Here is a 14,151-nt window from a genome sequence, read left to right on the forward strand (position 1 = left end):
GAAACAAACTAGCTGTGATCATACCGCTGCCTGCTCCTACCCACGGATAATGTGCCCCTAAGCCAACCTGAAAAATTTTTAATGAATTTATGCCGATCCTTCCGGAAAGGGCTGAACTGTAGTTGTATTACTCAATGGAATAAATTTCTGTTCCTGTGTCTACAAGCTTTTCAGCGCTTGATTGACTGTCCTGTACTCCACATGCCAAACAGGAAGCTAGTCAAAAAAGCAGTTAACTTGTAGACTTCAGAGGGTTGAAAACTTCACCGAATCTTTAAACGATCGGTGACTTCAGTCACATTGACCAGTGATCTCACCCAGTACGATGGGAGAGTACTAGGATCGAGTCAGTATTGAAGTTTACAAGCTTTTCTTGTAAACCGAGTTTTCTCCTAAGTATTTACGTCAATCTTTTATTTGTTGCTAATAAATCAAGCCTTACAAAATTTTCGCTTAGCCTCCTTTCCCCAGTGTGGGAGCGCAAACTAACGTGACTACTTGGATGGGTCAGTACAATCGAGAGATTACACCAGAGGAGCAGAAGCTTTATGATCACTTGCTCTTCTGCGTCGAACATGAGTCGCCTCAGCAGCTAATTGGCCGCTTTCGGTCACTGTTTATTGATGGCATTGGCTATCCAGAACGCGAAATTACCGTTGCGCTCGATCAGCTCATTGCTTCTAAGTTTGCCGAGCAAGAATTCAAGTTTGTCTTAAATCGTTGCTGTCACATTTTAATCAACCGTTGGCAGACGCGATCGCAGTTGCAGCAGCCAATTTTGGAATTGGTGGCGCTGTTCGAGGCTCCTTCTGCCCGCCCGATTACTGAGGTGTCTCGCAGCAAATCAGTCAGGCGCTTGCGGGAACTGGTTGTCTTGTTTTGCCAAAGTGAGTACTGTGCTACCCTGCGACGTTTAGCGCGAGTCATTATTCAAACTAATGAAGCGCAGCAGCAGGATAACCGCTCTCTTGGAACGCTGATTCGGCGCTATCCCTATCTTTATGACCACTGCTTGCTGAGCGAAGACAGTTCTTACGAGCATCAGCAAACAATCCGTCAAATCCAAACTCAGGTTCAGCGACAATTTGAAGTGGATCTATCGCAGTACGTCACCTATCGAGTGCGGCAGTCTCAAACCGTACGCTTGTCACCGACCTTGATAGAAGCTCGCCAACTTCAAGCGGTGAAGAATCCGACGCTGTTGAGTGATGACGAACTCTACCAGGCTTTGCAGCAATTTGCGGGGCGAGTAGATGGAGATGCTTCTTATCGAGATTTAGCCCAACGCTTTTTGCTCAACGCAAAGTACACGCCATCCTATGCGACGTTTAAGGATGACTTGTATGAATACATTGTGGCTGCGGTTGATCCAGAGTACGGTAAGCGACAATTCAACAATCAGCTTTACCTGCATCTGCGCAATACCCTGCCAGATAATCATGACCAGCGGTTGAATGAGTTTCTGCTGATTAGAACTTGCGCTTATCTACTCAACTTCTTAGTCGTAGAAAGTGCTCAGCGCCCTAACCACTTTGTTTTTGTCGATCTGATTACCAACTTGGGAGCTACTGCCGCAACCGGGTTGTTGCTGAAGATTGTGTTGCTTTGCCGTAAAGTGAAGCCCTATCTAGAAAAGCGCTTTTCTATTTTGTTCAATCACTATGAAGCTTGCGCTCGTGAAGGGGTGCATTGGCTAATTCAAGCTTTGGAAAACCTAAATGTGGCCCTTAGCACTAACTTTGGCGTGGTAGACCTCTCCTACATTCATCAAGTCGTTCAATAAATCCAAAGTATCAATTGATACCAAGCTTTGAATGAATTGGGGCGACCGCTCTCCTCCTTAGGTTTGGTGAGGTGCGATCGCCAGCCTCCACTTAACTGTGCTGCTAACTGCGCCAAGAATGACTCACTTTATTGAGTTGCATCACATCTTCATCGCTGAGCGTCCAGCCTAAAGCCCCCGCATTTTGTTGGGCTTGTTTGGCGTTCTTAGCACCTGGAATCGGGATGACTCCACCTTGAGCAATCAACCAATTCAGGGCAACTTGAGCAGGCGTCCGACCATACTTGGTGCCCAAATCTTGAAGTAGATGGAGCACAGGCGCAAGTTTCTGGAGACCGTCGCGGCTAAAGCGAGAATCCCATTGGCGGGCTCCAGTAGGTTCCTGGTAATTTTCTACTGTGTATTTGCCAGTTAGTAAGCCTTGAGCTAAGGGGCTGTAGGCCAAAATCGTGACTCCTAATTGCCGCGCCATGTCTAGAATGCCATTGGCTTCAATCTGCCGAGTGATCAGGGAGTAACGAACTTGATTCACTGCTAAAGGCACACCCCGCTCAGCTAGAATTTTGTGGGCTTCTCGCATTTGGTCCGCCGAGTAGTTGCTCACGCCGATAGCAGCAATTCTGCCTCGCTGCACTTCATCGGCCAAAGCATTCATCAAGGTTGACTGGTTCATAAGGAAGGTGAAGGGCCAGTGAACTTGGTAGAGGGCAATTTGGTCTATTTGCAATCGCTTCAGGCTTTCCGTAAGAGCGTCAGTGACAGATTGCCCGCCAAAGCGCCAAGGAGCAGGACCGTATTTAGTGGCGATTTGTACAGGTTGTTGAGCTTGCTTCATAAACTGCCCCAGCAGCTTTTCCGACTCACCAAATCCGTAGACTTCCGCAGTATCAAAGAAGTTGACTCCAGCTTCTAAGGTGGCTCGGAAAGCAGATTCAACTTCGGTTGAGCCATAATGACTGCCGTAGTTCCAAAACAGCTTATCGCCCCAAGCCCACGTACCAATGCCTAAAGCAGGCACAACCGGACCCGTGGGGCCGAGCTTTATTGTTTGCATACTGTGACCTCTAACCTCTTTACTTTTCGTTATGTGCTTAGAGTGTAACGTTCTACAAAAGGCTGGAGAGGCTTTGAGTTAAGCGTTCCAGGATTTTTATAGAGTTTGGATTACGCCTGAGGATAGAGTTGCTTCGCAATAAGAACGCATGACTTTAGGCTTCATCTCTCTAGAGCTTCCTTGAAGCCTCTATCGTAAGAAATAAAGCGACATCAACCAGCTGATCAATATTGTTCTAATCAACTTTTTAGTAGATATGGAAACGGATGACTTTTCAAACGAAAATTTAGAGCCGTCAGCTAGTACAGCAGCGATTTCTCGGATTAACTTGTTGACCATGTTTCGGTTAGGGTTGTTTCAGATGGGCTTAGGCATTATGTCTCTGCTCACCTTGGGCGTTCTCAACCGCGTGATGATTGATGAGCTGAAAGTTCCAGCTTTGGTGACGGCCGGGGCGATCGCGATGCATCAGTTTGTCGCTCCAGCGCGAGTTTGGTTTGGCCAGATGTCAGACTCCAAGCCGTTTTTGGGCCATCACCGCACAGGCTATGTTTGGGTAGGCGCTGCTTTGTTTGCGATTGCCTCTTTCCTCGCGGTACAAGTGATGTGGCAATTGGGGAGTAACTTGCAAACTCAAGGCTGGACTGCTCAAACCTATGGATGGGTAGGGCTACTAGGGTTAGTTTTTGCCATTTATGGATTGGCGCTTAGCTCTAGCTCAACCCCCTTTGCCGCCTTGCTGGTAGATGTCTCAGATGAAAGTAACCGCTCGAAGCTAGTAGGCATTGTCTGGTCAATGCTGATGGTCGGCATTGTGATTGGAGCCATCATCATTAGTGTGGTGCTGAAACCATTGGCCTTAGATGCGCCGATCGCGGCTGTGCAAGCATCGATCAATCGCGTGTTCATGATTATTCCGGCGGCTGTGTTTGGTCTGGCGCTGCTGGCGACGGTTGGGGTAGAGAAGAAGTATTCCTGCTATGCTTCTCGCTCTAGCCTGGCCGATCGCGAAGATAGCATCACTTTTGGACGTGCCCTCAAGATTCTGACCGCTAATCGGCAGACTGGGTTATTTTTCACTTTTCTCTTGGTGATGACGATTAGCTTGTTTATGCAAGAACCTGTGCTGGAGCCTTACGGGGCGCAGGTTTTTCAGATGCAGATCTCAGAAACAACGAGGCTGAATGCTTTTTGGGGCATGGGAACGCTGATGGGCATTAGCTCCACTGGCTTTTTGGTAGTACCCCGCTTGGGTAAGCAGAAGACGACTCGTTGGGGCTGCTTCTTGGTGGCATTGAGTTTTCTTTTGATTATTTCGTCGGGCTTTAGTCAAAATGCCAAATTGCTCCAAGGTGCTTTGTTCTTGTTTGGCTTGGCTTCTGGGATCACCACGACCGGGGCGATCAGTTTGATGCTCGATCTCACGGCAGCAGAAACAGCAGGCACTTTTATTGGTGCTTGGGGTTTATCCCAGGCAATGGCTAGAGCGCTAGCAACTGTGACTGGCGGAGCGGTACTCGATATTGGCAAGAAACTGTTCAGCAACTTAGTCTTTGCTTACGGCTTAGTGTTTGCGCTGCAAGCTGTCGGGATGGTGTTAGCAGTTTGGTTTTTAGGGCGGGTAAATGTGCAAGAATTTCGCAGCAATAACAAACAGGCGATCGCGGCTGTGCTAGAAGGTGATCTGGATTAATGACTGATTTTTGGACGACGATTCTTGATTTTGCTGAGGCGACGACGGCTAGAGTCGGTAAGCAGTTACTGGCGGATTTTGGTCAAGCGCAAGCAGCAGAAAAAGCAGATGGCAGCTTAGTTACCCAATCCGACCAGTGGGCCGACCAGGAATTGCGAGAGGCGATCGCGGCGGCTTTCCCGGAGCATGGGGTGCTGAGCGAGGAGGTGGAGCACATTTTTCCGGGGACGGAATGGTGCTGGATTATTGACCCGATAGATGGCACAACCAATTTTGCCCGCGGCATTCCGCTTTGGGGAATCTCTCTAGGGTTGCTGTATCGCGGTACGCCTGTGTTTGGGTATGTGCATTTGCCGACGTTGGGCCAGTCGTTTCATGGGTTTTGGTACGGCGATTCTGGATTGAGTGGGCCTACTGGGGCGTTTCTCAATCGCCAGCCAATTCACAGCAGTGTGGATGAGCCTTCGCACAATCACTTTTTCAGTTTGTGCGCCCGCAGTACAACGGTGATGCAAAATCGCTTTCCTTGCAAGATTCGCATGTTAGGGGTGGCGACTTACAATCTGCTGACGGTGGCGCTGGGCTCGACGTTGGGGGCAGTAGAGGCAACTCCGAAAATTTGGGATATTGCGGCAGTATGGGCGATCGCGCAGGCGGGTGGAGCGACTTGGGTGCCGTTGGAATCGGAGCCGATTTTCCCGCTGCGGGTGGGGCAGGATTATGGGGAGCGATCGTTTCCGACTTTGGTGGTGAGTCGGGGGGAGTTGGTGCCGTTTTTTAGGCCGTATGTGGGGTTCTTGGAAAAATAAGGGTTGCTTGAGCAAACCAAGAACTTGAGGGCACCTGCCCTCAAACTCCCACTGAGGAACGGTTGCGTCCCCCAGACCCCCTCCAAAAGTGGTTTTGTGGTGTGGGGTTCTACTTTTTGTTCATGGCGAGAACGCCGCTAAATAGCATCAGTAAGGCTCCGGCGAGGATGGCGATCGCAAGCCCTCCTAAAATCCAATCCAGTCCAGCAGTGTTTTCCATTTGCGCTTTGTAAGAAGTTGTTTATAGAGCTTACTAGGGGCGATCGCCCCAATCTTCCTCGCTTAAAATACACCTTCATCCTTCATTCCTCATCCTTCACTCTTCCTCCTTCCATAGGTAATCCGCGATCGCTCTACCTCCGTTTTCTATATTTTCTGGGTTGAGTAAGACTAAGCGCTGCACGAAGTTAGGGGTGTTTTTGAGGCGGCGGGCGACTCGGCTGGGTATGCCGTCTCCGTAGATGATGTGGCCTTGTCCAGCCAGTACGACAATTTGGGAATTGGGATGAGTGGTGGCAAATTGAGCGATGCGCTCGGCCATTGTTTCGTCCCACAATACTTGAGCTTGAAAGAACTGCTCGAAGTTGTTGCTGGAGCTGTGGCCTTGATGCATCTCTTCGTAGATTTTCTGGATGCGTTGGCGATAGGCAGCGTTGTCAGTGCGGATTTCTGAAGCGGGCGGAATAAATTGGCGATCGCTGGCCGTCAAACTGTCTAAGCCTTGTCGAGCGACTTTGCGGGTGATTTCGGTAGGGGTGTTAAGGGCGATCAGAGGTAGACGTTTGGCTTTGGCAAAGCGCAAAATCGGGGCGTAGTACTCCCAGTCATAGCCCCAACGTTGATCAAATTGGCTTTGTTGACGCAGCTCTGCTTCGGTAATTTGCCCTGCCAGATAGCGATCGAGCGCAGGTTGATAGGGGCGCTGAAACATTTCTAGCGCGATCGCCACTTGAGGCTGTTTTTGGTGAAGCGCTTGAATAATTCTGAGTTGTGCTCGATGATCGGCTGGGCTATCGTGAGTTTCGCCTAGGTAAATCACATCGGCGGCGGCTAGCTGGCGGAGGACAGTTTGGGGACTCAAGCGCTGCTGCATCGGGCTAAAAATAGTTTGGGCGGGGGCAGGTGAGGTAAAACACAGAAAAAGGCCAAGCGACCACGCCCAAAGTTTTATTAGCTGACCTTTGCTCATGCTTTCCAACTGCCCTTATTGCTGTACCAAACTTTTTTCACCATAACGAATAATGCTTTGGGAAAGGGCATGCTGATAGCATTTGCAGCAGGCCACAGGTGAGCTGACAAATTTAAGCTGTCTTTGAGCCAGCTAGAAACCTTGCCATTGAGCCAAACACTATGCAGCGTTTTGAGTACATAACGGTTTACGTCAATGCTTCTGGGTCTTATCAGGCAGCTAATGGTAGCTGGAGAAACATGAAAGAATTAGGTGAGCAAGGCTGGGAATTAGTTTCAGTGGTGAGTGACGCAGCTAAGGATATGGTTGCCTTCTTTAAGCGACCTCAGCAGTGTAGTTAAACGAATGGAATCAAGCTAGCAGAGCGATCGCAGCTTTTAACTCTTCATTTCCACCAAAGTTGTTCAACTTTTTCCGGAGCTACCCACCCCTTCCTAGAAGAAAGGAATGGTAGATGCACCCTGAATTTAATCCCTGGCCTTGCGCTGGGGATTTTTTTTATGCCCACAACGCCTCAGCATGATGCCGAATGTGGTCTTCCATGAATGTAGCGATGAAGTAATAGCTATGGTCATAGCCTGACTGCATTCGCAAGGTGAGTGATTGTCCTACCCGGGCACAGGCTTGCTCAAATAACTGCGGTTTCAGTTGATTTTCTAAGAAGTTATCCGCCGTGCCTTGGTCAATCAGAATAGGACGCTGCCAATCAGCGGTAGGAATCAACTCACTAGCATCATAAGCTCGCCACTGTTCTTGGTCTGCACCCAAATAGTTACTGAAGGCTTTTTGTCCCCAAGCGCAATGCATGGGAGCCACAATTGGTGCAAAGGCAGATACCGAAAGATAGCGATCGCGATTTCTCAGCGCACAAACCAGCGCTCCATGACCGCCCATTGAATGCCCAAAGATACCTTGGCGATCGCGCTTCACCGGAAAATGCTCTGCGATCAGGGCTGGCAGTTCTTCGGTGATGTAGCTATACATCCGGTAATGTTGGCTCCACGGCTTCTGGGTGGCATCGACATAGAATCCAGCGCCTGTACCAAAATCCCAATCTTCATCTTCACCAGGAATACCTGTATTGCGTGGACTCGTATCCGGTGCCACGAGCATCACCCCGTGCTTGGCGGCAAACTGTTGCGCTCCTGCCTTCGTAATGAAGTTTTCTTCGGTGCAAGTCAGCCCAGAGAGGAAATACAACACAGGCACGGGTTCTGTCTTGGCTTGGGGCGGCTGGTATACCGCAAATTTCATCTCACCGTTACAAGTAGAAGACGGGTGACTGTAAAAGCCGACGGTGCCGTCAAAGCAGTGGTATTGATTGATGACTTGAGGAGATGCAGGCATGGCGAAATGGGAGTTCACAGCACTGGCATTCTAATCAATCCACGTTCTCTCGCCTATACACCACGCTCAGTTCTGATGGATTGCAACTCAATTCATTTGACTTTCAGCCATCCCATCATCTGTCCGACTGTTAATTGCAACTCTGCTGCAAATGTGGGTATTGGGAGGCGATCGCTCTCAGCATCCTAAGGATTGCAGTTGTTTCGGGGTGTAACCTATCAATAGCTGTCCTTCTACAACCCGATTGCTTTATGTTTTAGCGATCGCTTGTTGCAACCCATAGAATCTATGAGTACTATCCACACACCAAGCTAGTGAAATTTAGGCATTACAGCTTCTCTGAACATTAGGGAATGATAGTAAAGACACATACGCATTGCTATGAAAAGCCTGAATGCAATTTCACTATGGTGTAATTAGGCAGCTAAGCGAACTCAACTATCACCTAGATGTAGAGTCTAAACCTGGAGTTTACTTATTTTTTCATTCTACGGACGGCCCTGTTGTCTATGTAGGGAGGTCTGGCAATTTAAGAGAGCGGATTCGGAACCGTGGTTATGCCTATTACACCTTTATGCACTGCAACACTCTGCATGAGGCTTATTGGTATGAGTGCGCCTTGTTTCATACGTATCGGCCAACATTGGATAACAAAATTCATCCTGGAAGGCTAGAGGGCGGTGAAAATGATTGTCCTGTATGCAAATCCAAAAACCTTCTTCGGCAAGGATTGAAAAAAATTGATAGACAAAATTATATGGAAGCTATTGAAGAGTTCAGCCGAATCATTCAAGTAAGTGCTGATGCTTATTTCAAGCGCGGCCTTGCTCGATACAAGTTGGGGGATAACCACGGTTCCATTCAAGATTTTACTCAAGCAATTCGGATTGATCCCGGATTTAGTAGAGCATATAAAGGCCGAGGTAATAGCCACTATAAAACGGGTAATTATAGACAAGCCGCTAGAGACTATAGCCAAGCCACACGAATCAATCCTACTGATGCCTCACTCTATTACAACAAGGCTAAGGCTCATCAGCTACTTCAAGAAAACGATATAGCTCTAGAAAACTTTAAAAAAGCTTCCGAATTTTTTCTCCAGCGGAATGATTTAAGTATGTATAAGCAAACGCTCGATCAATTAGAGAAGCTACAAAGTTCTCAAGGCGTAAATTATAAAAAATAAGGTGAGCGCTCGCCCACCTCACTTACAAGAAAAGTTGTGATTAACAATTAACCAAAGATGCTGCCGAAGAATTCGATCGCCTCTTTGAGAGACTCGATGAAGACATCAATTTCTTCGCGGGTGTTGTAGAAATACAAACTCGCCCGTGCTGTGGATTGTGCCCCTAAATGGCGGTGTAGTGGTTGCGTGCAGTGGTGTCCCGCTCGGATCGCCACTCCTGCTTGATCCAAAATGGTCGAGAGGTCGTGGGGGTGAACTGCGCCCACCGTGAAAGCAGCGAGAGCAGCACGGCCTTTGCCATCTTCAGTCGGTTTGGGACCATAAGTGCGAACTTCGGGCAACTCGGATAAGCGCTGATATAGGTAAGCCGTCAGTTCTTCCTCGTAGGCGTGGATTCTATCCATGCCGAGGCCCATTAGGTAATCGACCGCAGCACCAAGGGCGATCGCTTCGGCAATGGCAGGTGTGCCCGCTTCAAATTTGTGGGGCAGGTCAGCGTAGGTGGAGTGATCGAGAAACACATCGGCGATCATCTCACCGCCACCCAAGAACGGGGGCATGGAGCGCAGCAGAGATAACTTGCCGTAGAGGAAACCAATGCCAGTCGCCGCACACATCTTATGACCAGAGCCGACCAACCAATCGCAATCAATGTCCTGCACATCAACTGGCATGTGGGGCAAGCTTTGGCAGGCATCGATCAAGACTTTCGCGCCATGTTGGTGAGCGATCGCGCAAATCTCTTTAACAGGGTTGATGCAGCCCAAGGTGTTAGAAACATGTACCACCGAGACGAGCTTGGTCTTGTCGGAAATCAGCGACTTGAACTGCTCTAAGTTGAATTCTTCAGTTTCGGTTAGCTCCACAAATTTGAGCACCGCGCCCGTTTTCTGCGCCACTAACTGCCAAGGAATCAGGTTGCTGTGGTGCTCCATCACGCTCAGGATGATCTCGTCGCCCTGCTTCAGCGTGCTCAAGCCCCAAGCGTTCGACACCAAGTTGATCGCTTCGCTGGCGTTGCGGGTGTAGATGATTTCTTGCCGAGACGCCGCATTGACAAACTTCGCGACCTTATCTCTTGCGCCTTCGTAAGCATCGGTTGCCCGCGAACTGAGGGTATGCACGCCCCGGTGAACGTTGGCGTTGTCGTGCTCGTAGTAGTGCTGCAACGCTTGCAACACGGCTCGGGGTTTTTGCGAGGTAGCCGCGTTATCCAGATAAACCAGCGGTTTGCCGTTGATTTCCTGATCTAAAATCGGGAAGTCAGCGCGGACCTGAGCGGCGAGAGTTCTTTCCTGAGCAATAGTCATAGTTCTAAAAAGCTCGTTGTTTCACTAGCTGAGACAGGCGATCGCGCACGGAGGCTACGGGAATTTGGTCAATAATCTCGATCGCGAAGGCGTAAACCAAAAGCTGACGGGCACTGGCCTGATCCAGACCACGACTTTGTAGATAGAAGATTTCATCGGGATCAATCTGCCCCACCGTCGCGCCGTGGCTACACTTGACGTTATCCGCCGTGATTTCTAGCTGCGGCTTTGTATCTACACGGGCTTTGGGGGAGAGGAGTAGGTTGCGGTTGAGCTGTCCTGCGTCGGTGAGTTGTGCCAGTTTAGGCACAAACACTTTGCCGTTGAATACCGCTCGTGCTTGGCCATCCACAATGGTTTTGTGGAGTTGGCGACTGCTGCCGTGAGGTTGGGTATAGGCGATCGTGCTGTGAGTATCGCCGAGTTGGCCCCCGCCCACGAGCGTCAAGCCATTGAGATTGGTTTCGGTCTGCTCTCCAGTTTGAAAGACTTCTAAGTTGTGCCGCGACAGTTTAGCGCCGAAGCTGACGGCATTGCAGGTGTAGCGACTATCTCGCGCTTGGCTCACCGCAGTTTTGCCAATGTGGAAAGCGGTTTGGTTGTCCCGCTGAATTCTAGTGTGACTCACCTGAGCATTTTGTTCGACCCAGATTTCCGTCACGGGATTGGTGAAATATGCACCCTCACCCACCGTGACATAATCTTCCACCAGCGTTACGCTGCTACCCATCTCGGCTACCACCAAGCAGCGAGGCTGAGAGAGAATCGGGCGATCGCTGGCAGTAGAGACAAACAGCAAATGAATCGGCGTTTCAACTTCCTGATTCTTCGGAATCCAAACGATGGCAGCATCACTCAGACCTGCGGTGTTGAGTGCGGTAAAGACTTCTTCCGCACCGGGTTGCTTTGCCAAGTAGTTCTGCGATCGCGCTTTCAACTCCTCCGGTAAAGTAGCCAGATTGCCAACGAAGATAGTGCCAGGGAGATTGGCGATCGCCGAAAGTTCCGGCGCATAAACGCCATTCACAAACACCAACCGACTCTCAGCCGCTTCTGGCAACGCGAAGGCTTGAAAGGCTTCAGCACTAACTGCTAATGAGCGATCGCCAACTGCCAACTCTACGTGTAACAGAGGCGACAAGTCGGTGTAGCGCCATTCTTCATTGCGAGTCGTGGGGAAGGTTTGCTCTTGCAGCAAAGCCGCAGCCTGGGATCTGAGTTCTAGCAGGCGATCGCTGACTTTCACCTCAGTGCTTTGAGCCAACTTCAGTAACCCAGCCAAGTAAGCTTCCCGGTTGTTTGCTGCCTGGGAGCTCGCAGTTTGTTCGGGGGAAACCTGAATCGTCATCGTGCTGCCACCTCAGCCGCGTCTTCTTCCCGGACCCATTCATAACCGCGCTCTTCGAGTTCCAGAGCCAGTTCCTTATCGCCTGTAGTCAGAATGCGACCACCTTCCATCACATGCACAAAATCAGGGGTGATGTAGTTGAGCAAGCGCTGGTAGTGGGTGATCAGAATCGTGGCATTTTGAAGATTGGCAATCTGGTTGACGCCGCCAGACACAATCTTGAGCGCATCAATATCCAAGCCAGAATCGGTTTCGTCTAGAATAGCTAGCTTAGGTTCGAGCAGCGCCATTTGCAGAATTTCGTTGCGCTTTTTCTCGCCACCAGAGAACCCTTCATTCACGCTGCGGTTTAGAAACGCGGGGTCCATCTTGACCACATCCAGCTTCTGTCGCACCAAATCATCAAAGTCAAAAGCGTCGAGTTCTTCCAGACCTTGATGTTTGCGGCGCGAGTTGTAAGCCACACGCAGAAAGTCGATGTTGCTAACTCCTGGAATTTCCAGCGGATATTGGAATGCCAAAAACACACCCGATCGCGCCCGTTCTTCGGGTTCCTTATCCAGTAAGTTTTCGCCCAAGAAAATCACTTCGCCACCTGTGACTTCGTAAGCGGGATGCCCTGCCAAAATCTTGGAAAAAGTGCTCTTACCAGAACCGTTTGGCCCCATGATGGCGTGAATTTCTCCAGCCTTGACTTCCAGGTTCAAGCCTTTGAGGATTTGGGTACCGTCCACATTCGCGGTTAGATCCCGGACGGATAAAATAACTTCGCTGTTTTCAATGATCATTGCAACTGATTAAAACTCTGGAATGCTTGAGGATTAGGGATTCGAGCAAGTTGAAGAGGGTGCGATCGCTTCTTGGTTTCTCCCCTCTCCTATGAGGAGAGGGGCTGGGGGAGAGGTCTTAACCCACGCTGCCTTCTAGCTTCAGGGCTAACAGGCGATCGGCTTCGACTGCAAACTCCATTGGCAACTGACTGAACACATCCTTACAGAAACCGCTGATCATCATCGAGATCGCGTCTTCCATCGAGATGCCGCGCTGGGTGAAGAAGAAAAGCTGGTCTTCGCCAATCTTGGAAGTTGAGGCTTCGTGCTCCACCTTGCCCGTGTTGTTCTGCACTTGGATGTAAGGGAAGGTATTAGCTTGGGCATTGTCACCAATCAGCATCGAGTCACACTGCGAGTAGTTGCGTGCGCCCTCCGCTTTCGGGCTAATCTTCACCAAACCGCGATAGCTGTTCTTAGAGTTGCCCGCCGAAATCCCCTTGGAGATGATGGTGCTGCGGGTGTTCTTGCCGATGTGAACCATCTTGGTGCCCGTGTCGGCCTGCTGCATGTGGTTGGTCAGTGCCACAGAGTAGAACTCACCCACGGAGTTATCACCGACCAGCACGCAACTGGGGTACTTCCAGGTGATGGCCGAACCTGTTTCCACTTGGGTCCAAGAAATCTTGGAGTTCACGCCTTGGCAGAGACCGCGCTTGGTGACGAAGTTGTAAATACCACCCTTGCCGTTCTCGTCGCCTGCATACCAGTTCTGGACAGTGGAGTACTTAATCTCGGCATTGTCCATCGCTACCAATTCCACTACAGCGGCGTGGAGCTGATTGGTGTCGTACATGGGTGCAGTACAGCCTTCGAGGTAGCTGACCGAGCTGCCTTCCTCGGCCACAATCAGGGTTCGCTCAAACTGCCCCGTGTCACCACTGTTGATCCGGAAGTAGGTGGACAACTCCATCGGGCACTTGGTGTTTTTGGGAATGTAAACGAAGGAACCGTCGCTAAACACCGCCGCGTTGAGGGCCGCAAAATAGTTATCGGCAACAGGCACAACGCTACCGAGGTACTTCTGCACCAACTCTGGATACTCACGCAGCGCTTCCGAAATCGAGCAGAAAATCACGCCCTTCTCAGCTAGCTTCTCGCGGAAGGTGGTGGCAACGGAAACGCTATCGAAAATGGCATCAACAGCAACGTTGGCAAGGCGCTTCTGCTCAGTCAGCGGAATGCCCAGCTTCTCGAAGGTTTCTAGCAGAATGGGGTCTACTTCGTCCAAGCTCTGCTTCTTCTGCTTCTGCTTGGGTGCGGAGTAGTAAATGATGTCTTGGTAGTTGATCGGGGGATAGGTGACATGAGGCCAAGTTGGCTCAGTCATCTTGAGCCACTGGCGATACGCCTTGAGGCGAAACTCCAGCATGAATTCTGGCTCTTCTTTCTTGGCCGAAATCAGGCGAACGGTATCTTCGCTTAATCCACGGGGTACGGTTTCTGACTCGATGTCCGTCACAAACCCGTACTTGTAGGGCTGATTGACGAGTGTCTTAACGCTTGCAGTCATTGGTAGTGTTCTCTCAGGACTCTTGGGATCGGAGGCGGCTGAACAGCAAACCTGGGGCGAAATGAGACGCTAGGTCAGCAAACGAGGAA

General features: G+C 50.1%; 12 protein-coding genes. 5 read left to right on the plus strand and 7 right to left on the minus strand.

All coding sequences use genetic code 11. The features are described 5' to 3' along the window. Nucleotides 1-490 precede the first annotated feature (490 nt). The gene (locus NDA01_RS00720; protein ID WP_431193270.1) at nucleotides 491-1,783 is read left to right on the plus strand and encodes a hypothetical protein; all 1,293 of its coding nucleotides are present in this window, start codon (nucleotides 491-493) and stop codon (nucleotides 1,781-1,783) included. A 103-nt stretch (nucleotides 1,784-1,886) separates the two neighbouring features. On the opposite strand, the gene NDA01_RS00725 is transcribed toward NDA01_RS00720, so the two are convergent. Further along, nucleotides 1,887-2,837 (minus strand): aldo/keto reductase, encoded by a 951-nt coding sequence (locus NDA01_RS00725; RefSeq protein ID WP_348226517.1) that lies wholly within the window; start codon nucleotides 2,835-2,837, stop codon nucleotides 1,887-1,889. 256 nt (nucleotides 2,838-3,093) lie between these two features. Here NDA01_RS00725 and NDA01_RS00730 point away from each other — a divergent pair, with 256 nt between their 5' ends. Together NDA01_RS00730 and NDA01_RS00735 are read left to right on the plus strand one after the other, a co-directional pair. After that, on the plus strand, nucleotides 3,094-4,530 hold the full coding sequence (locus tag NDA01_RS00730) for a BCD family MFS transporter (protein ID WP_348226518.1): 1,437 nt from the start codon (nucleotides 3,094-3,096) through the stop codon (nucleotides 4,528-4,530). Next, nucleotides 4,530-5,339 (plus strand): inositol monophosphatase family protein, encoded by an 810-nt coding sequence (locus NDA01_RS00735; protein ID WP_348226519.1) that lies wholly within the window; start codon nucleotides 4,530-4,532, stop codon nucleotides 5,337-5,339. Before NDA01_RS00730 ends, NDA01_RS00735 begins: the two co-directional genes overlap by 1 nt. Before the next feature lie 316 nt (nucleotides 5,340-5,655). On the opposite strand, the gene NDA01_RS00740 is transcribed toward NDA01_RS00735, so the two are convergent. Continuing rightward, complete coding sequence (locus tag NDA01_RS00740; protein ID WP_348226520.1) at nucleotides 5,656-6,528, minus strand: ChaN family lipoprotein; 873 nt, start codon at nucleotides 6,526-6,528, stop codon at nucleotides 5,656-5,658. Between the two features lie 161 nt (nucleotides 6,529-6,689). Here NDA01_RS00740 and NDA01_RS00745 point away from each other — a divergent pair, with 161 nt between their 5' ends. Further along, nucleotides 6,690-6,869, plus strand: a complete 180-nt coding sequence (locus NDA01_RS00745; RefSeq protein ID WP_190561201.1) for a DUF4177 domain-containing protein — start codon at nucleotides 6,690-6,692, stop codon at nucleotides 6,867-6,869. Between the two features lie 157 nt (nucleotides 6,870-7,026). On the opposite strand, the gene fghA is transcribed toward NDA01_RS00745, so the two are convergent. Beyond that, complete coding sequence (fghA, locus tag NDA01_RS00750) at nucleotides 7,027-7,875, minus strand: S-formylglutathione hydrolase (RefSeq protein ID WP_348226521.1); 849 nt, start codon at nucleotides 7,873-7,875, stop codon at nucleotides 7,027-7,029. 394 nt (nucleotides 7,876-8,269) lie between these two features. Between fghA and NDA01_RS00755 the strand changes: the two genes are divergently transcribed. Further along, nucleotides 8,270-9,061 (plus strand): tetratricopeptide repeat protein, encoded by a 792-nt coding sequence (locus NDA01_RS00755; protein WP_348226522.1) that lies wholly within the window; start codon nucleotides 8,270-8,272, stop codon nucleotides 9,059-9,061. 47 nt (nucleotides 9,062-9,108) lie between these two features. Here the strand turns inward: NDA01_RS00755 and NDA01_RS00760 are convergent, their stop codons facing one another. From NDA01_RS00760 to sufB, 4 genes are all read right to left on the minus strand, one after another. Continuing rightward, nucleotides 9,109-10,371 (minus strand): SufS family cysteine desulfurase, encoded by a 1,263-nt coding sequence (locus NDA01_RS00760; protein WP_348226523.1) that lies wholly within the window; start codon nucleotides 10,369-10,371, stop codon nucleotides 9,109-9,111. Between the two features lie 4 nt (nucleotides 10,372-10,375). Then, entirely contained in the window at nucleotides 10,376-11,719 is a 1,344-nt protein-coding gene (gene sufD / locus NDA01_RS00765) for a Fe-S cluster assembly protein SufD (RefSeq protein WP_348226524.1), read from the minus strand. Then, nucleotides 11,716-12,507: a Fe-S cluster assembly ATPase SufC gene (sufC, locus tag NDA01_RS00770; RefSeq protein WP_348226525.1), complete on the minus strand. Its 792-nt coding sequence runs from the start codon at nucleotides 12,505-12,507 to the stop codon at nucleotides 11,716-11,718. The genes sufD and sufC overlap by 4 nt, the downstream gene beginning before the upstream one ends. A gap of 118 nt (nucleotides 12,508-12,625) precedes the next feature. Further along, nucleotides 12,626-14,062 (minus strand): Fe-S cluster assembly protein SufB, encoded by a 1,437-nt coding sequence (gene sufB / locus NDA01_RS00775; protein WP_190561213.1) that lies wholly within the window; start codon nucleotides 14,060-14,062, stop codon nucleotides 12,626-12,628. Between the last annotated feature and the right edge of the window lie 89 nt (nucleotides 14,063-14,151).

This window comes from Trichocoleus desertorum AS-A10 (assembly GCF_039962155.1).
Lineage (GTDB): Bacteria > Cyanobacteriota > Cyanobacteriia > FACHB-46 > FACHB-46 > Trichocoleus.

Coding starts and splice junctions, on each gene's coding strand:
- NDA01_RS00760 (WP_348226523.1), bottom strand. CDS start 10,371: ATGACTATTGCTCAGGAAAGAACTCTCGCCGCTCAGGTCCGCGCTGAC.
- sufD (WP_348226524.1), bottom strand. CDS start 11,719: ATGACGATTCAGGTTTCCCCCGAACAAACTGCGAGCTCCCAGGCAGCA.
- NDA01_RS00735 (WP_348226519.1), top strand. CDS start 4,530: ATGACTGATTTTTGGACGACGATTCTTGATTTTGCTGAGGCGACGACG.
- NDA01_RS00745 (WP_190561201.1), top strand. CDS start 6,690: ATGCAGCGTTTTGAGTACATAACGGTTTACGTCAATGCTTCTGGGTCT.
- sufB (WP_190561213.1), bottom strand. CDS start 14,062: ATGACTGCAAGCGTTAAGACACTCGTCAATCAGCCCTACAAGTACGGG.
- NDA01_RS00730 (WP_348226518.1), top strand. CDS start 3,094: ATGGAAACGGATGACTTTTCAAACGAAAATTTAGAGCCGTCAGCTAGT.
- sufC (WP_348226525.1), bottom strand. CDS start 12,507: ATGATCATTGAAAACAGCGAAGTTATTTTATCCGTCCGGGATCTAACC.
- NDA01_RS00740 (WP_348226520.1), bottom strand. CDS start 6,528: ATGAGCAAAGGTCAGCTAATAAAACTTTGGGCGTGGTCGCTTGGCCTT.
- NDA01_RS00725 (WP_348226517.1), bottom strand. CDS start 2,837: ATGCAAACAATAAAGCTCGGCCCCACGGGTCCGGTTGTGCCTGCTTTA.
- NDA01_RS00755 (WP_348226522.1), top strand. CDS start 8,270: ATGCAATTTCACTATGGTGTAATTAGGCAGCTAAGCGAACTCAACTAT.
- fghA (WP_348226521.1), bottom strand. CDS start 7,875: ATGCCTGCATCTCCTCAAGTCATCAATCAATACCACTGCTTTGACGGC.